A 16,450-nucleotide genomic window follows, 5' to 3' on the forward strand; every position below is an offset into this window, starting at 1 on the left:
GTCACCTTGACAGTGTCAAGGTGCAGGTTTAGATTGCTTGGCATGACGACATTGACCGGCCGGCCGCACACCGCACTGCTCATCGTCGATGTCCAGAACGGCAGCGTCAGCCGCGCGCACAACCGGAACGGCGTCATCGCCAACATCAACACCCTGCTCGACAAAGCTCGGACCGAGAGTGTGCCCGTCGTCTGGGTGCAGCACTCCGACGACGAGCACCTCCTTCGCGATACCGAGGACTGGCAGATCGTGCCCGAGCTCGATCCGCGGGAATCAGAGCCGCTGGTGCACAAGCGATACTCCGACTCGTTCGAGAGCACGGACCTGGAACAGCGGCTGGCCGAACTGGGCGTCGGACGGCTGGTGGTCACCGGGGCGCAGACCGACATGTGCATCCGCGCCACGCTTCACGGGGCGCTGGTCCGCGGCTATGACGCGACGCTGGTCGAAGATGCGCACACGACGGAGGACCTGACGGAGTGGGGTGCGCCGGCACCGGAGCAGGTCATCGCCCACACCAACCTGTACTGGGCGGATGAGCACGCCCCGGGCCGACGCGGCGGGATCGTGGCGACCAAGGAGGTCACCTTCGACTGACCGGAGGAGCGGCGTCGGAACCTGGGCGAGCTGCATTCGCGAGTGCAGCCGCTGGACGGGTGTGGGTGATCATGTGTCGCCGTCGCCAGAAGCGCAGAGGGGTGAGGCACGGCGGCGGGCAGCGGGGCAAGCGGTGTCAGTGGGAGAAGGGCGAGACAGGACAGCAAGGGCAGCGAGTGCGCCGGTTACATGGTGCTGTCCGGCAGGCGAGGGAGGCGGATCTCGGCGCGGATGCCCGGGCGGGCATCCACCAGACGTGCCGTGCCGCCGTGGCGGCGGGTCAGCTCGCGAACGATGGCCAGGCCCAGGCCGCTACCGCCGGCGTCCCGCGCGCGGCCGTCGTCCAGGCGGGCGAAGCGGTCGAAGACGCGCTCGCGTAGTGGGGCGGGAATGCCCTCGCCGTCGTCGGTGACGGTAACGAGGACCTCCGAGGTGCCCTCGGGGACGACGGCCAGGGTTACGCGTGAGCGGGCGTGGCGTACGGCGTTGTCCACGAGGTTCAGGACGATGCGGTGCAGCGCGTCCGGGTCGCCCTCGGTCCAGAGGGACTCGCCGGGTGTGACGGTGACAGTGTCGTACCGCTTCGCGAGCGTGGTGAGCAGGGTGCGCAGCTCGACCGGCTCGACGGCGACCCGGCGGTGGTCCGAGGCGTCGGCGCGCGCCAGCAGGAGCAGGTCGTCCACCAGGCGGGTCAGGCGGTCCAGGTCGGCGATCACGTCGTCGGAGACGGCGGCCCAGTCGCCGAGCTTCTGGGCCACCTCGATCTGGATGCGGATCGAGGCCAAGGGGCTGCGCAGCTCGTGGGCCGCGTCGGCGATGAACGAGCGCTGGCGGGCGCGGGAGACGGCGAGCCGGTCGAGCATGTGGTTCAGGGTGATCGCCAGGCGCTGGATCTCGTCGCTGGAGGGTGGTACGGGCAGGCGCTCGTCGGTCGCGGCGCCCGTGATGCGCTCGGCGCCGAGGCGGAGGCGGTCCACCGGGGAGAGGGCGGCACCGACCACGCGCCAGGCGATGGCGACGAGGACGGCTATGAGCACGGGGTAGGTGACCCAGAGGGCGTTGCGCAGCAGTTCGAGGCTGCGGTGGTAGTCCGCGAGCGGGACGGCGACGAGGATGATCCGGCCGTCGGCGGCTCGGTGGGCCGTGACCCGGAGCATGTCGGGCTGGACGGCGCGGTCGCCGGGCACCTCGACGCGTTGGCCGTGCAGGGCGCGGTCGATCTCCGGTCCGCGCAGGATCGGTACCAGGAGATCGGCACTTCGATCGCCGGCCAGCACGCTGGTCCGGTCCGGGGCGATGATCTGCACGACCTGGTTGGCGGGGGCCGGCAGGGTTTCGGGCAGCTTGCCGCCCTCGTCGAGCAGCGAGGAAATCTCGGCGACCGTGGAGTCCGCGGAGCGGTCGAGGGAGCCCCGGAAGCTGTACGTCATCGCGAACGCCATCGCCGCCCCGGCGATGCTCAGGCCGACCACGAGACCCGTCGTGCCGAGCAGGACGAGCCGGCCGCGCAGCGAGAGTGACGCCCACCACCTCATGTGCGCAGCCGGTAGCCGGCGCCGCGGACGGTCTCGAGGAGGTCGCGGCCGAGCTTGCGCCGCAGGTAGCCCACGTAGACCTCGACGGCGTTGGGCGCGGTGTCGACGCTGGCGTCCCACACGTGGTCGAGCAGCTCCGTCTTCGACACCACCTGGCCGGGCCGGCGCATGAGGTACTCCAGCAGCGCGTACTCCCGCGCCGTGAGCACGATCTCCTCCCCCTCGCTGGTCACACGGCGCCGGGCGGGGTCGAGGGTCAGCTCCCCGACGGTGAGCACGCTCGGCCGCTCGGGCGCGCCGCGGCGCAGCAGGGCGCGCAGCCGGGCCACGAGCACGACGTACGAGAACGGCTTCGTGAGGTAGTCGTCGGCGCCGCAGTCGAGCCCGTCGGCCTGGTCGTACTCGCCGTCCTTGGCCGAGAGCATGAGCACCGGCACCCAGTTCTTCTCGGCGCGCAGGGTCTGCACCACGCGGTACCCGGACAAACCGGGCAGCATGATGTCCAGGATCACCGCGTCGTACCCGCCGTGGCGGGCCATCTCGAGCCCGTTCGGGCCGTCGCCGGCCACGTCGACGGCGAAACCCTCCGCCTGCAGGCCACGCTGCAGCGCGTTGGCCATGCGCATCTCGTCCTCTACCACCAGCAGCCGCACGCGGTACAGCGTGGCATGCTCGCCTGTGGCCCGGCACAGACGGTCTCAGCGATGTCACAGCCGTGTCACCGCACCATGGTTGGCAGGAGGTGCAACCAATGTCCACTTTCACGTCACGACCCGTCCTTCGGTGGGCGGTGCCCGCGGCAGCTGCGGTCGCTGTGGTCGGTGCGGGCGTGGCCGCGAAGACCCTCGCCGTCGCCGCCGAGCCCGACCTGCCGCCGCGCACCGCTGCGCAGCTGCTCGTCGATCTGCAAACGGCCACGCTGGACGGACTGTCCGGCACGGTGGTCGAGCGCGCCGACCTCGGACTGCCGGCGATCCCGCTCCTGACGGGTGACCAGAGCGCCAAGCTCACGTCGCTCGTCTCCGGCAAGCACACCCTGCGCGTGTGGTACTCGGGCCCCGACAAGGCCCGCGTCTCACTGCTCGGCACGCAGGGGCAGAGCGACATCGTCCACAACGGCAACGACACCTGGGTCTGGGACTCGCAGGCCAAGGAGGCGCAGCACTTCACCGGGCAGCCGGGGAAGGGCGAGCAGGGCGCGCAGCCGTCGCCGACCGACCTGCCGAAGTCGCCGCAGGAGGCCGCCGACCTGGCGCTCAAGGCGATCGACCCGACCACGCAGGTCTCCACGGGCACGTCGGCGAAGATCGCCGGCCGTAACGCCTACGAGCTGGTGCTCCGGCCCCGCGACACGTCGTCGCTGGTCGGGGAGGTTCGCCTGGCGATCGACGCCGAGAAGAAGCTGCCGCTGCGGGTGCAGGTCCTGCCCCGGGGCACGGCCAACCCGGCGTTCGAGGTGGCGTTCACCTCGGTGAACTTCGCCCGCCCGGACGACGCCGAATTCACGTTCAGCCCGCCCGCGGGGACCAAGGTCACCGAGGCGAACCCGGACGAGAAGGCGGCGCAGGCCGAGCAGCAGAAGCAGCAGCACGACAACGCCGGGGCCAAGCCGAAGACCGCGGTCATCGGTACCGGCTGGGCGTCCGTGCTGGTGCTGCGGTCCTCCGACGGGACCAAGGGCGCTTCCGCCGACGAGCAGAAGAAGGCGCAGGACGCCATCGCCCAGCTGCCCGCCGGCAACGGTGGCCGCACGTTCAACAGCAAGCTGGTGAGTGTGCTGTTCACCGACGACGGCCGGGTGCTCATCGGCTCGGTCACGCCGGAGCGGCTGGCCCAGGTGGCCGCCGACCCGGCCGCCGCGCTGCAGTAGCCCTCGGCGTTCAGCGATGCGAGGGGACCGCGGCCCGGCCGCGGTCCCCTTCGCGTTGCCGGCGCCGGTGCTCGGCCGCGCGCTGGAGGGTCGCGACCGAGTACATGTCGCGGGCCCGGCGCAGCAGCGCCTCCTCGCGCGCGGTGTCCTGGCGGACGGTGAAGCCGACGGTGCTGTACGCGAGACCGGCCAGCACCAGGGCGGCCGCGACGCACACGGGCGCCAGGAGCGTGAACAGCGTGACGCCCGCGACCTCGGCGCCGCCGGGCGCGGGCCGCACCCGCAGCGCGGCCATGACCATGTAGTGGGTGCTGCACGCGGCGAGCGCCATGATCACCGAGGCGCAGAACATGGCCGTCGTACCCCGCACGACGCTCGCGCACCAGAGCGTCACGCTCGCCCCGACCATGGCGGCGACGGCGGCGATGAGCAGCGTCGGCGCGTCGTACGCGATGATCCCGGCGATGCGCATGGACATCGGCCCGGTCGCGTACACCGCGGTCAGCCCGATGCCCGTCAGCACCCCGGCCGGCAGCACCTTCCAGGCGCTCGGACGGCCCCAGCCGGCGATGTAGAGCCCGAGGCAGTAGACGACGACCGCGATGCCCAACCCGAGGAGCGTGATCGGGATGTCGTACCGCACGTCAGTGCCCGGCACATCGACGCCGAGCATCGCCATGAAATGGGGCACCCAGCTGCCCGTACCGCCGATCGCCAGCGCCGACAGGGTCAGCCAGCGGGCCCGGCGGCCGCCGGTGGAGGCCCGGGATCGGCTGGTCAGGAACGTGCCGAGCAGGCAGCCCAGCATCGACATCGCGAGGGCGAGCGCCGGCGTGATCCAGCCGTACGCGAATTGCTCAACCGGGGTCACCCGGTCGATTGAGCCAGGCGGGCCGTACGGCCGGTCGGACAGGATGTGCGCGGTTTGCCCGTTCGTGGCACGGGTAGCCGATGGGTATGACCGAATCCGACCACTCGCTCGTGGGCTCCGGCGCCGCCGGGCGCGCCACGCAGGGCGAGACCGACGAAACCCTGGCCGAGGAGCGCGAGTCGGAGTGGGTGTCGCCCGACGCCACGCCGCCGTCGGCCGCGACGACCCCGCCGGACGTGCCCGGCAACCCGGAGATGCCTGACCCCGACGGATCGCACCACCGGCTCTGAGCCCTACGCCTTCTGGACGCACGCCTCAAAGCCCTACGCCTCAAGGCCCTACGCCTCCGAACCCTACGCCTTCGAGCCCTACGCCCCGGCCCGATGGACGTCCTGCTGCTCCCGGCTCGGGCCGAGGTCGGGCCACGCCCGCGGCGGGTCGGTCTCCTCGAGCTCGACCAGGTCCTCGGGCCGCACGGGCGCGGGCAGTTCCCCGAAGCGCGCGTGCCGCAGGAAGCTCATCTCGGCGTCCGTGAAGCGCTCGTCCGGCATGTGACAATCGTGCGCCGCGCGGCCGCCGGTGACAATGGGGCCATGAGCAGTTCGCCGGCGGTCGACCGGGCGCGGGTCATGCGGTACCGAACGATGACGAACGGCCTGCATGAACGCCTCGGCGGCGGTCCGGGCGGGCTCGGGGTGCTCGACCTCGGCGTGCCGAACGTGCCCGCGGGCACGGCCCGGCAGGCGCTCGCCGCGCGCTGCACGGACCCGCTCGCCGGCGACCTGACCCTCGCCTGGACCACCCGCGGCGCCCCGCACCTGCACCGCCCGGCCGACCTGCCCGCCCTCGCCGCGGCGCTCTGGCCGCTCTCCGACGCCGACGCGGCGGCCCGGTTCGCGACCGGTCACCTGCCGAAGGCCACGTTCGAGCTGGGCATCGAGGCGTTCCGGGTGACGGCGGCGGCGTTCCGGGAGGTCGTACGGGCTCCGACCGCCAAGGGCGACGTGAGCCGCGCGGTCACCGACCTCGTGCCGAAGGAGCTCACGTTCGACTGCGGGCCCTGCGGCGCCCGGCACATCTCGGGCGGCCTGTTCCAGCAGGCGGGCCTCGGCGGCGGGGTCCGGCTCGAGGAGGACGCCGCCAAGACGGTGCTCGCCCCGCTCGACCCGCGCCCGGCCCGGCCGGAGGCGGCGTCGGGCACGGCCGGCTTCGTGCGCGCGTACCTGCGCATACTCGGCCCGGCGACCGCCGGGGACGTGGCCAGGTACCTCGGGACGAGCGTCGCCGCGCTCAAGCCGGTCTGGCCGGCGGATCTCGCCGCTGTCTCCGTCGAGGGCCGCAGGGCGTGGCTGCCGCCGGAGAACCTGGAGGCGCTGCTCGGCGCGCCGGCGGTGCGCGGCGTCCGGCTCCTGCCGCCCTCGGACCCGTTCCTGCAGGCGCGCGACCGGGCCGTGCTGGTGCCGGACAGGACGCAGGCCAAGGAGGTCTGGCGCGTCCTGGGCAATCCGGGCGTACTGCTCCTCGACGCCGACCTGGCCGGAACCTGGCGCGCCCGGGTGGCTCGCAAGCGGCTCGACGTGACGGTCACGCCCTGGGTGCCGCTGCCGGCCGCGGCTCGCGCAGCGGTGCGGCACGAGGCGGAGGCGCTGGCCGCGGCCCGGGGCCTCGGCGGGGCGGACGTTGACCTGTAGCCCTACGCATTGAACGTCGGGCGCTCCGCGGCGGAGGCGGCCTCTCTTGCGCCTTGCGCGCATCGCACCGGACGCGGGGGCCGGCCTCGGCTGACTTCGCGCGCGTTCGCGGATTCCCGGCCGACGCGTGAGACGGTGCCGAAGCGGGCGCGTCGCACGGCCGGCGAACGAAAGCGCCCCGCGGACGAGGGCTGGGCCGCCGGCGAACGGCCCGAGCCCGAGCCGCGCATCGACGGCGGCGGGCGGCCTACCGGTGGGGCGTGGGACGGACGCGTGAGACGGTGCCGAAGCGGGCGCGTCGCACGGCCGGCGAACGAAAGCGCCCCGCGGACGAGGGCTGGGCTGCCGGCGAACGGCCCGATCCCGAGCCGCGCATCGACGGCGGCGGGCGGCCTACCGGCGCGGCGTGGGGCGGACGCTACGCTCGGGACGCATGAGGCTGGATCCGGTTGGTCGTCTGCTCAAGTTGCCGCCCGCCGTGACCGGGCGCGTCCGGGTGACGCGGGCCCTGCCGGTCCGGATGCGCGACGGGGCCAACCTGCGCGCCGATCTCTACGCGCCCGCGATCGACGCCGAGGTGCCCACGGTGCTGGTGCGCACGCCGTACGGTCGCGGGGCGCCGGTGAGCGTGCTCTGCCGGGCCGTGGCGCAGCGCGGGTTCAACGTGCTCATCCAGTCGTGCCGGGGGACGGCGGACTCCAGCGGCCGATTCGAGCCGCTGCTGCAGGAGCGCGAGGACGGCCTCGACACGCTGGACTGGCTGCGGCTGCAGCCGTGGTACGACGGGCGGCTGCTCACCTACGGGCCGAGCTACGTCGGGTTCGTGCAGTGGGCCCTGGCGGCCGAGGCCGGCGACGAGCTCAAGGCGATGGCGACCATCGTGACCGCCTCGGACTTCGGGCCGCCGACCTATGCCGGTGGGGCGTTCTCGCTGGACACGGTGCTGACCTGGTCGGCGCTGCTCGAGGCCCAGCGGGGGCCGCGGCTGGAGAACGCGGTCGAGCTCCTGCGCGGCCAGCCCCGCCTGCAGCGCGGGCTCGCACGGGTGCCGATGGCCGAGGCCGACCGGGTGACCGTCGGGGCCGAGATCGAGTTCTTCCAGCGGTGGCTGGCCGAGGCCGACCCGGCCGCGCCGTACTGGACGCAGCGCGGCCACACGCACCGGCTCCCGCGGGTCACCGCGCCGGTGCTCATGATCGGCGGCTGGCACGACATCTTCCTGCCCTGGCAGCTCGCCGACTACACGGTGCTGCGCGCGGCCGGGCAGCAGCCGCACCTCACCGTCGGCCCCTGGCACCACGGCAGCGCGGGCCTCTTCCAGCAGTCCGCCGCCGAGGCCGTCGCCTGGTTCCGCGCGCACACGGGCGGCCCCGAGCAGATCCGCGACCGCCCGGTGCGCGTGCACGTGGGCGGGGCCGACGGCTGGCTCGAGCTCGCGGACTGGCCGCCGCCGGCGAGCACGCCGCAGCGCTGGTACCTCCACACGTCCGCCACCCTCGCGCCCGAGCACCCCGGCGCGCTCCCGGCCGGCGGCCCCGAGCGGCTCGACCCGGACGAGCTCGGGTGGCCGACCCCGGTCGCCGCCGCGGCCGCCGAGCCCCCGATCGAGCCCGGCGACGGGGGCCGCAACGGCACGGAGATCGCGGACGACCTGGGCTGGCCGACGCCGACCGCCTCGCTCGCGACCGAGACCGAGACCGAAGGCGGGATCGAGGGCGGGATCGAGGCCGGGTCCGGGGCCGAGGACGATCACGGCTGGCCGACCCCGACGGCGGCGCCCGAGGGCAGGGCCGGGCGCGGGCCGTCGGGCGACGTGCTCGACTCGTTCGTGTACGACCCGAAGGACCCCACGCCGGCGCTCGGCGGGCCGCGGCTCGTCGGCAAGATCGCCGGGCGGCGGGACAACCGGCCGCTCGAGGCGCGGGCCGATGTGCTCACGTTCACGTCCGCGCCGCTGGTCGAGCCGCTCGACGTGGTCGGGCCGGTCTCGGCCGACATCATGGTGCGCGCGACGACGGCGGAGCGTGACGGCGACGTGCCGGCGCCCTACTTCGACGTGTTCGTCCGGCTCTGCGAGGTCGACGAGCAGGGCCGCTCCTGGAACATCTGCGACGGGCTGGCGCGGGCGGCGGCCGGCCGGGACCCGGGCGCGCCGGTCCACGTGGAGCTGTGGCCGACGGCGCACCGGTTCGCCGCCGGCCGCCGCATCCGCATCCAGGTCAGCGGCGGGGCCCATCCTCGGTTCAGCCGCAACCCGGGCACCGGGGCGCCGTTCGGGCACGAGCTCGAGCTGCGCAAGGTGCGCCAGGAGGTGCTCTCCCCGTCATACGTCACGCTCCCCCGCGCCCGCTGACCCGAAGGCGGAGGGAAGCCCTCGGCCCCGGCGGGCAGGAGCGGGGCGTCAGGTCTGGATCAGGGGCCTGTATTCGGCCTCGGTCAGGCCGAAGGTCCACGCGACGCCCTCGCGGGCGGTTCTGGTCGTCGGGGGCACGCGCAGCCAGTAGACGCGGCTCGTGCCGTCCGGCTCCGGGGTGCTGTTCACGACCTCGACCATGACCAGGGGCTCGTCGTCGCTGAAGTTGAGGCGCCACAGGGTGCCGGTCTCGTCCTGCGACACGCGATGGGCGCCGGCCTCGCGCAGGTAGCGCTCGTAGCCGAAGTGCTCCAGCATCACGCGGCGCAGCTCGGCGTTGCGTTCGCCGGCGATCTGGCGGTAGGTCAGCCGGCCCAGGCGGTCGACCAGCTCGGACGGGATGGGCATGCCGCGCCAGGCGTGCAGGGCGTAGCCGTCGGTGTAGTGCAGGGCGGGGGCGTCGGCGGCGTGGAGGCGGCCGACGTTGTCGCGGTGCACGGCGTCCGGGCGGTCCGTCAGGATGGCGACGTTCGCGTAGGGCCACCACCAGCCGGCCGAGCGGGCCACCCCGGCCAGGCCGGCGAGGCGCTGGACGGTGTGGAGGGCGGCCTCGCCGGTGCCCGTGCCCGTCGTGGCCCAGACGGCGCCGACGGGGCCGGCGCTGAAGACGGGCTCCCCGGGCGGCTCGGGGGTTGCCGCGCGAGCCGCGGCCCAGGCCGCCGCGCCGACCGGGCCGGCGCTGAACACGGGCTCTCCCGCGGTGGAGGCCTGAGCGGGCACAGCCGGGACGGCACGGGCGGGCACAGCCGGGACGGCAGGGGCGGGCACAGCCGGGACGGCAGGGGCGGCCGAGGCGTCGAACGCGGCCAGCCAGCCGGCGTCGTGCTGGCCGCCGACCGCGTCGAGCAGCACCGCCCGCGCGTGGACCGGCAGCTCGCCGCGCAGGTGGGTGCGCAGCGGGGTCGCGATGCGGTCGTTGATCAGGCGCCAGACGTCGGCGCCGCAGGCCGACCACAGGCCCGCCCAGCCGTCGGGGCCCAGCAGGTCGTGGGCCTCGGCCCGGGCGGCGGCCCAGGGGTTGGTGCGGATGGCGGCCCGCACCGAGGTGCCGGCCGAGCCGTGGACGGGCGGGCAGCCCTGGGCGCGCAGCTCGGCCTCGACGGCGTTGTCCGCGGGGTCGGCCGGGGTGCCGGGCAGGCCCCGGCGGCCGGTCAGCAGGGCCGCGGCCCGCGCGCCGGCCAGCGGTGAGGCGAACCAGACGATGTGGCGGGGCGCCGGGAGCCCGGCCGAGCGGTAGGCCAGGCGGACGGCCTCCTCGGCGGCCGGGCGGTCGGCCGGCTGGGTGGACAGGCCCGCGGCCAGCCATTTGGCGGAGACGGCGCCGAGCGCGGCGGCCCGGGACTCGGCGGTGGTCAGGGTCGAGCTCATCGGTCGGCCATCCAACGGTCGCGGGACGAGGGCGGCAGCGGCGTGGTCATCAGTCGGCCACGTAGCGGTAGGCGCCGGGGACGTATTCGCGCTGGCGGACGATGCGGTAGTCGCCCGCGGGGATGGTGATGGTGCCGTGCTCCTCGTGGACGACCCGCGCCTTGGTGACGATCCTCACGAAGAGGCGGTCGATGTCGTCGCGGTCGGCCAGGAGCAGGGTGTCGGGGCCGACGATCACGTGGGCGTGGCCCGTGGCCTCGCCGCGGGCCAGGACCATGCGGCCCGCGCGGTCGCGGGGTGCCGCGACGGCGGTCGCGGGAACCTCCGTGGCCGGGACTGGCACCAACAGCACGTCACCTTGCCGATACACGATCGCACTCCCTTCGGGCTGAGCTGGACCTGCGCGGACGGCGCGGACATGAGTGAACGTTGAAACGCCCCCCGACGCACCGCACGATAGACGGGGGGTACGACATTTTTTCGCCCCCTGCGCGTCGGGACGTGGCGGCCTGGTGGACAATGGTTGACGAGCAACAGGAGGGGAGTATTCCCCCGCGGCGGTCGTCGTCAGCACGGTGCCCCACGGTGACGTGGGGGTCACACCCGGCGCCGCCGGTCATCCGGCTCCAGCGGGTGGCGGAAGAGACCTCCGGTGTCAACTACACAGCCCACGCGGCCCTTCCGGGTCGGCGTGGCCTGTGGTGTGTCTACCGGAGGAATTTCACGTGGACGTTGCTGGCTGGGTCTGGACCGCGACACTCGTCGGGCTGGGCGCGATTCTGCTGTTCGATCTCGCGATCGTCGCCCGGCGACCCCATGAGCCGTCGATCAAGGAGTCGACGATCTGGGTCGCGGTGTATGTCGGGCTCGCGCTCCTCTTCGGCCTGTTCGTGCTGGCCCAGTGGGGCGGGAACTACGCCGGCGAGTTCTACGCGGGCTGGCTGACCGAGTACAGCCTCTCCGTCGACAACCTGTTCGTCTTCGTGATCATCCTGTCGCGGTTCAAGGTGCCGCGGCAGTACCAGCAGAAGGTGCTGCTGATCGGGATCGTGCTCGCGCTGGTCATGCGCGGCGGGTTCATCGCGGTCGGGTCGGCCGCGATCAGCCGGTTCTCGTGGGTCTTCTACATCTTCGCCGCGTTCCTGATCTACACGGCGGTCAAGCTCGCGACGCAGGGCGAGACCGATGCGGAGGACTTCAAGGAGAACGCGCTGATCCGCTGGTCACGGCGCGTGCTGCCGATGACCCCGAAGTACCAGGAGTCGCGGCTCACGGCGCGTGACGAGCGCGGGCGCCTGCACATGACGCCGATGATCGTGGTGCTCATCGCGATCGGCACGACGGACCTCATCTTCGCGCTCGACTCGATCCCCGCGATCTTCGGGCTCACCGCCGAGCCCTACCTGGTTTTCACCGCCAACGTGTTCGCGCTGATGGGGCTGCGGCAGCTGTACTTCCTGATCGGCGGCCTGCTCGACCGGCTCGTGTACCTCTCGATCGGCCTCAGCGTCGTGCTCGGCTTCATCGGCGTGAAGCTGTTCCTGGAGGCGCTCGCGGACAACAACCTGCCGTTCATCAACGGCGGCAAGCACGTCTCCTGGGCCCCGCACATCGGCATCCAGACGTCACTCCTGGTGATCATCGGGACCCTGGCCATCACGACCGTCGCATCGCTGGTCAAGGCGCGGCGTGACGAGCGTGCAGCAGCCGCACAACCGGACAAAACTCACAAAATCCCATAAATACCCCGCCAGCCCTCGCTTTGCGGGTCGATCGGCGCGAGGATGAGGTACCACGGCGGGCAGGTGATGCATCTTGCACGAAATGACGTACCGGGGCCATCTGTCGGCCCCCTCAGTGTTGTGCCCGTTCACGCCGCGGATCTCCCCGCACGCCGACGCCGTCCAGCGGTGGTCGCTGCACTGGGCGACGCGGCACGGACTGCTCGAGCGGCCCGGTGCCCGAGCGACCTTCGCGAAGGCCCGGTTCGCCAACCTCATGTGCCGCGCCCACCCGGACGCCGCCGAGCCCGAGCTGCGCCTGGCCACCGCGTGGCTGATCAGCATCTTCGTGCTCGACGACCTGCTGGAGCGGGCGCTCGTACGCGACCCGGAACCCGCCCGCGCGGCGGTGACCGAGGTCGTGCGGCTGCTGCGTGACCAGCAGCCGGCGCCGGTCCTGGACGCGGCGCTGGGCCGGCCCCTCGCCGCGGCGCTGGGCGAGGTCTGGCGGCGCACCGAGCCGCGGGTCAGCCCGGCCTGGCGGGAGCGGTTCGTCGGGCACGTGGCGGACTACCTGGCCGGCACGCTCTGGGAGGCCGGCAACCGGATCGCGGACCGGCCGCCGCTGCTGGACGAGTACCGCCGCAAGCGCCACCACAGCGCCGCGACCGACATGTTCTTCGACCTCATCGAGCCGATGCACGGCGTGGAGCTGCCGGCGGAGCTGCTCGACGACCCGGACTTCGCAACCGCCCGGCGCACCGCCGGCACCGTGATCGGGATCTTCAACGACCTGATCTCGTGGCCGAAGGAGGCGGCGGTCGGCGACCACCACAACATCGTGTTCTCGTTCCAGCGCGAGCACCGCCTGGAGCTGGACGAGGCCGTGCTCGCGGCGGTGGCCGAGCACGACGCCCGGGTGCTGGAGTTTCAGGTCGCCCGGGACCGGCTCGAGGCCCGCTGGTGGGGCGACCCGAGCTGCGTCATCGGCGTCGGCGACCTGGTCCACTGGATTCGCGGCAACGTGGACTGGTCGCTGGAGTCGGGCCGCTACACGCCCGAGGAGGTCCCGGCGCAGCGGCGCCCTACCGAGTAGGACGCCGCTTCGCCACGACGGACGCCGGGATTCCTGGCGGGAGCAACGGTCCGCACCACCGCGGACCCGAGCCATGAACCGCTTCTGGCTCGTTGCCCCTCAGGAGTGCGCCCGCTTGCGGGCCACGCGCTCGCGGTCCTTCTGGTCGAGCATGACCTTGCGGATGCGGATCGCCTCCGGCGTGATCTCCACGCACTCGTCCTCGCGGCAGAACTCGAGGGCCTGCTCCAGCGACAGCTTGCGCGGCGGGATCAGCTTCTCGGTCTCGTCCGCGGCCGACGAGCGCATGTTCGTGAGCTTCTTCTCCTTGGTGATGTTGACGTCCATGTCGTCGGCGCGGGAGTTCTCGCCGACGATCATGCCCTCGTACACCTCGGTGGTCGGCTCCACGAACATCGAGCCGCGCTCCTGCAGGTTCATCATCGCGAACGGCGTCGCCACGCCCGAGCGGTCGGCGACCAGCGAGCCGGTGGCGCGGGTGCGCAGCTCGCCGTACCACGGCTCGTAGGACTCGAACACGTGGTGCAGGATGCCCGTGCCGCGGGTGTCGGTGAGGAACTCGGTCCGGAAGCCGATCAGGCCGCGGGCCGGGACCAGCCACTCCATGCGGATCCAGCCGGTGCCGTGGTTGACCATCTGCTCCATGCGGCCCTTGCGGGTCGCCAGCAGCTGGGTGATCGCGCCGAGATACTCCTCCGGCGCGTCGATCGTGAGCCGCTCGGTCGGCTCGTAGACCTTGCCGTCGATCTCCCGGGTCACCACCTGCGGCTTGCCCACGGTGAGCTCGTAGCCCTCGCGGCGCATCTGCTCCACCAGGATCGCCAGCGCCAGCTCGCCGCGGCCCTGGACCTCCCACGCGTCCGGGCGCTCGGTCGGCAGCACCCGCAGCGACACGTTGCCGACGAGCTCGCGCTCCAGGCGGTCGCGCACCAGGCGGGCGGTGACCTTGGCCCCCTTGACCTTGCCGGCCAGCGGCGAGGTGTTGGTGCCGATGGTCATGGAGATGGCCGGCTCGTCGACGGTGATGCGCGGCAGCGGCACGGGGTTCTCGGCGTCGGCGAGCGTGTCGCCGATCATGATCTCGCCGATGCCGGCCACGGCGATGATGTCGCCCGGCCCGGCCTCCTCCGCCGGCTTGCGCTCCAGCGCCTCGGTCATGAGCAGCTCGGAGATGCGCACGCTGGTCTGCGTGCCGTCCTCGCGGCACCAGGCCACCGTCTGGCCCTTGCGGATGCGGCCCTGGCGGACCCGGCACAGGGCCAGGCGGCCGAGGAACGGCGACGCGTCGAGGTTGGTGACGTGGGCCTGCAGCGGGGCGTCCTCGTCGTAGGCGGGCGCCGGAATCGTCTCGAGCAGCGTGCGGAAGAGCGGCTGCAGGTTGTCGCTGTCCTCGGGGACCGTGCCGTCCTTGGGCTGGGTCAGCGAGGCGATGCCGTCGCGGGCGCAGGCGTAGACGATCGGGAAGTCGATCTGCTCCTCGTCGGCGTCGAGGTCGAGGAAGAGCTCGTAGGTCTCGTCGACGACCTCCTTGATCCGCGCGTCGGGGCGGTCCACCTTGTTGATCACCAGGATGATCGGCATGCGCGCCTTGAGCGCCTTGCGCAGCACGAACCGGGTCTGCGGCAGCGGGCCCTCGCTCGCGTCGACCAGCAGCACCACGCCGTCGACCATGGTCAGGCCGCGCTCGACCTCGCCGCCGAAGTCGGCGTGGCCCGGCGTGTCGATGATGTTGATCGTGACCGGGTCGCCGCCGTCCTGGGGGACGTAGCGCACCGCGGTGTTCTTGGCGAGAATGGTGATGCCCTTCTCGCGCTCGAGGTCCATCGAGTCCATGACCCGGTCGGTGAGCTCGGCGCGGGCGTGGAACGCGCCGGACTGCCGCAACATCGCGTCGACGAGGGTGGTCTTGCCGTGGTCGACGTGGGCGACGATGGCCACGTTGCGGAGGTCTGAACGGGTCTGCATGTCCTCCATTGTTCCAGGCGCCGTGTCATAGGAATCGGGGGTCCCGCGCGTCTGGTGATTGGGGCTAGCCTGACGTGCACGGGGAGGAGAACACACGTCAATGGATGATGACACTGCGGAGTTCGAAGCCTACGAAGAGCGGCGCCGGCCGAAGCGGAATCTCGGATGGATCCTGCTCTCGGTCGCGCTGGCCGTGGTCCTGGTCGGCTGCGGGGTGATCGGGGCGACCCTGGTCAGGGGCACCGGGCCCGGCAAGCCCGCCGCGCAGGAGCGGCACGACGGGTCCGTGCCGATCGCACCGGTCTCGGCGGCACCGCCGAGCACCGAGGCGCCCGTCGAGATCGTGGAGACGACCTCGGCCCCGCCGACGTCGAAGGCCCCCACGCCGACGAAGAAGCCGACCAGGAAGCCGTCGCCGAAGGTCACCGAGACGGTCCTGCCCCCGGCCCCGCCGCACACCACGTGCACGCCGGTGCGCGGGACGAACCAGCTGCCCAAGGCGACCGTGAAGGGGTACCTCGACAAGGCCGCGACCACGCACTTCTGGGGCACCAAGACCGATCCGGACTACGAGCAGATCGTGGTGCCGCAGCGGCTGCTCTACGCCGTGGCCGAGCAGGAGAGCGGATGGCAGACGGACATCACGGCGTGTGACGGCGGCCTCGGGGTGATGCAGATCATGCCGAGCACCCAGACCTTCGTGAACACCCGCTTCGGCACGAGCTGGGACCGCACCAAACCCGACCAGAACGTGATGCTCGGCGCGAACTACCTCGCCTGGCTCATCGCGTACTTCGGGCCCAAGCTCGGCACCTACGACATGACCGACACGAAGCTGCTCAACGCGGTCATCTCCGCATACAACTGGGGTCCCGGCGGGGTCGACTACGCGGGCGGGGTGTACCCGAACCCGCAGTACGTGCAGAACGTACGCGCCCTCATGACAGCCAGCCGCGCCGGGAACTACTAGCTCAGTCCTCCGGGAACCCGGTCGAGGGGCCGACGTCGGTGTAACGGCCGGCGTCGGCGTCCCACTCGAACTGCCGGCCCTCCGAGCCCGCGGCGACGATCTTGCCGAACGCCGGGTACCGCTCGATCAGCCACGTCAGCTCCGGCATGAGCAGCTCGCCCGCGTCGGCCAGCTGCTCGTCGGTCTCGTCGCCGACGAGCAGGTTCCAGCCGCTGGCGGTGCGTCCGCCGGGGCCGGGCGGCAGGGTGGCGTCCTCCGGGTCGTGGTACACGTATCCCGGGGTCAGCGACTCGTCCTCCACCAGCCGTCGCGACGCGAACGCGATCAGGTTGTCCATGCGGTCCAGTATGGCC

General features: G+C 72.6%; 16 protein-coding genes. 8 read left to right on the forward strand and 8 right to left on the reverse strand.

The annotated features are described in order from the left end of the window. The first annotated feature begins 42 nt into the window (after positions 1-42). Positions 43-597: a cysteine hydrolase family protein gene (locus tag ACQP1P_RS37025; protein WP_433090268.1), complete on the forward strand. Its 555-nt coding sequence runs from the start codon at positions 43-45 to the stop codon at positions 595-597. A 185-nt stretch (positions 598-782) separates the two neighbouring features. Here the strand turns inward: ACQP1P_RS37025 and ACQP1P_RS37030 are convergent, their stop codons facing one another. Together ACQP1P_RS37030 and ACQP1P_RS37035 are read right to left on the reverse strand one after the other, a co-directional pair. Then, positions 783-2,132: an ATP-binding protein gene (locus ACQP1P_RS37030; protein WP_433078316.1), complete on the reverse strand. Its 1,350-nt coding sequence runs from the start codon at positions 2,130-2,132 to the stop codon at positions 783-785. Further along, positions 2,129-2,785: a response regulator transcription factor gene (locus ACQP1P_RS37035; RefSeq protein WP_433078318.1), complete on the reverse strand. Its 657-nt coding sequence runs from the start codon at positions 2,783-2,785 to the stop codon at positions 2,129-2,131. Before ACQP1P_RS37035 ends, ACQP1P_RS37030 begins: the two co-directional genes overlap by 4 nt. A 176-nt stretch (positions 2,786-2,961) precedes the next feature. Here ACQP1P_RS37035 and ACQP1P_RS37040 point away from each other — a divergent pair, with 176 nt between their 5' ends. Next, positions 2,962-4,002 (forward strand): LolA family protein, encoded by a 1,041-nt coding sequence (locus tag ACQP1P_RS37040; RefSeq protein WP_433078320.1) that lies wholly within the window; start codon positions 2,962-2,964, stop codon positions 4,000-4,002. A 10-nt stretch (positions 4,003-4,012) separates the two neighbouring features. Here ACQP1P_RS37040 and ACQP1P_RS37045 read toward each other — a convergent pair whose 3' ends face one another. Then, a complete protein-coding gene (locus tag ACQP1P_RS37045) occupies positions 4,013-4,873 on the reverse strand; it encodes an MHYT domain-containing protein (RefSeq protein ID WP_433078322.1) in 861 nt (286 codons plus the stop codon). Between the two features lie 86 nt (positions 4,874-4,959). Here ACQP1P_RS37045 and ACQP1P_RS37050 point away from each other — a divergent pair, with 86 nt between their 5' ends. After that, the gene (locus tag ACQP1P_RS37050) at positions 4,960-5,163 is read left to right on the forward strand and encodes a hypothetical protein (protein ID WP_433078324.1); all 204 of its coding nucleotides are present in this window, start codon (positions 4,960-4,962) and stop codon (positions 5,161-5,163) included. Positions 5,164-5,241: 78 nt separating this feature from the next. On the opposite strand, the gene ACQP1P_RS37055 is transcribed toward ACQP1P_RS37050, so the two are convergent. Beyond that, a complete protein-coding gene (locus ACQP1P_RS37055) occupies positions 5,242-5,424 on the reverse strand; it encodes a hypothetical protein (protein ID WP_433078326.1) in 183 nt (60 codons plus the stop codon). Positions 5,425-5,466: 42 nt separating this feature from the next. Between ACQP1P_RS37055 and ACQP1P_RS37060 the strand changes: the two genes are divergently transcribed. Then, entirely contained in the window at positions 5,467-6,564 is a 1,098-nt protein-coding gene (locus ACQP1P_RS37060; protein ID WP_433078328.1) for a DNA glycosylase AlkZ-like family protein, read from the forward strand. A 433-nt stretch (positions 6,565-6,997) separates the two neighbouring features. Then, complete coding sequence (locus tag ACQP1P_RS37065; protein WP_433078330.1) at positions 6,998-8,917, forward strand: CocE/NonD family hydrolase; 1,920 nt, start codon at positions 6,998-7,000, stop codon at positions 8,915-8,917. Between the two features lie 48 nt (positions 8,918-8,965). Here ACQP1P_RS37065 and ACQP1P_RS37070 read toward each other — a convergent pair whose 3' ends face one another. Both ACQP1P_RS37070 and ACQP1P_RS37075 read right to left on the reverse strand, forming a co-directional pair. After that, positions 8,966-10,345, reverse strand: a complete 1,380-nt coding sequence (locus tag ACQP1P_RS37070) for a DUF6745 domain-containing protein (protein WP_433078332.1) — start codon at positions 10,343-10,345, stop codon at positions 8,966-8,968. Positions 10,346-10,394: 49 nt separating this feature from the next. Continuing rightward, on the reverse strand, positions 10,395-10,697 hold the full coding sequence (locus ACQP1P_RS37075; protein WP_433078334.1) for a hypothetical protein: 303 nt from the start codon (positions 10,695-10,697) through the stop codon (positions 10,395-10,397). 373 nt (positions 10,698-11,070) lie between these two features. Between ACQP1P_RS37075 and ACQP1P_RS37080 the strand changes: the two genes are divergently transcribed. Together ACQP1P_RS37080 and ACQP1P_RS37085 are read left to right on the forward strand one after the other, a co-directional pair. After that, a complete protein-coding gene (locus ACQP1P_RS37080) occupies positions 11,071-12,087 on the forward strand; it encodes a TerC family protein (RefSeq protein WP_433078336.1) in 1,017 nt (338 codons plus the stop codon). Positions 12,088-12,169: 82 nt separating this feature from the next. After that, positions 12,170-13,162 (forward strand): terpene synthase family protein, encoded by a 993-nt coding sequence (locus tag ACQP1P_RS37085; protein ID WP_433078338.1) that lies wholly within the window; start codon positions 12,170-12,172, stop codon positions 13,160-13,162. Between the two features lie 99 nt (positions 13,163-13,261). Here ACQP1P_RS37085 and typA read toward each other — a convergent pair whose 3' ends face one another. Beyond that, on the reverse strand, positions 13,262-15,127 hold the full coding sequence (typA, locus tag ACQP1P_RS37090; RefSeq protein WP_433078340.1) for a translational GTPase TypA: 1,866 nt from the start codon (positions 15,125-15,127) through the stop codon (positions 13,262-13,264). A 100-nt stretch (positions 15,128-15,227) separates the two neighbouring features. Between typA and ACQP1P_RS37095 the strand changes: the two genes are divergently transcribed. Beyond that, positions 15,228-16,097, forward strand: a complete 870-nt coding sequence (locus ACQP1P_RS37095) for a transglycosylase SLT domain-containing protein (protein ID WP_433078342.1) — start codon at positions 15,228-15,230, stop codon at positions 16,095-16,097. Between the two features lies 1 nt (position 16,098). Here ACQP1P_RS37095 and ACQP1P_RS37100 read toward each other — a convergent pair whose 3' ends face one another. Beyond that, positions 16,099-16,434, reverse strand: a complete 336-nt coding sequence (locus ACQP1P_RS37100) for a hypothetical protein (RefSeq protein ID WP_433078344.1) — start codon at positions 16,432-16,434, stop codon at positions 16,099-16,101. Positions 16,435-16,450: the final 16 nt, after the last annotated feature.

The organism is Dactylosporangium sp. CA-052675, from assembly GCF_050947935.1.
Lineage (GTDB): Bacteria > Actinomycetota > Actinomycetes > Mycobacteriales > Micromonosporaceae > Dactylosporangium.

What these genes read in the sequence shown, in the direction of transcription:
- ACQP1P_RS37025 (WP_433090268.1), top strand. Translation starts at nt 43, where the DNA reads ATGACGACATTGACCGGCCGGCCGCACACCGCACTGCTCATCGTCGAT.
- ACQP1P_RS37030 (WP_433078316.1), bottom strand. Translation starts at nt 2,132, where the DNA reads ATGAGGTGGTGGGCGTCACTCTCGCTGCGCGGCCGGCTCGTCCTGCTC.
- ACQP1P_RS37050 (WP_433078324.1), top strand. Translation starts at nt 4,960, where the DNA reads ATGACCGAATCCGACCACTCGCTCGTGGGCTCCGGCGCCGCCGGGCGC.
- ACQP1P_RS37055 (WP_433078326.1), bottom strand. Translation starts at nt 5,424, where the DNA reads ATGCCGGACGAGCGCTTCACGGACGCCGAGATGAGCTTCCTGCGGCAC.
- ACQP1P_RS37060 (WP_433078328.1), top strand. Translation starts at nt 5,467, where the DNA reads ATGAGCAGTTCGCCGGCGGTCGACCGGGCGCGGGTCATGCGGTACCGA.
- ACQP1P_RS37065 (WP_433078330.1), top strand. Translation starts at nt 6,998, where the DNA reads ATGAGGCTGGATCCGGTTGGTCGTCTGCTCAAGTTGCCGCCCGCCGTG.
- ACQP1P_RS37070 (WP_433078332.1), bottom strand. Translation starts at nt 10,345, where the DNA reads ATGAGCTCGACCCTGACCACCGCCGAGTCCCGGGCCGCCGCGCTCGGC.
- ACQP1P_RS37085 (WP_433078338.1), top strand. Translation starts at nt 12,170, where the DNA reads ATGACGTACCGGGGCCATCTGTCGGCCCCCTCAGTGTTGTGCCCGTTC.
- typA (WP_433078340.1), bottom strand. Translation starts at nt 15,127, where the DNA reads ATGCAGACCCGTTCAGACCTCCGCAACGTGGCCATCGTCGCCCACGTC.
- ACQP1P_RS37095 (WP_433078342.1), top strand. Translation starts at nt 15,228, where the DNA reads ATGGATGATGACACTGCGGAGTTCGAAGCCTACGAAGAGCGGCGCCGG.
- ACQP1P_RS37100 (WP_433078344.1), bottom strand. Translation starts at nt 16,434, where the DNA reads ATGGACAACCTGATCGCGTTCGCGTCGCGACGGCTGGTGGAGGACGAG.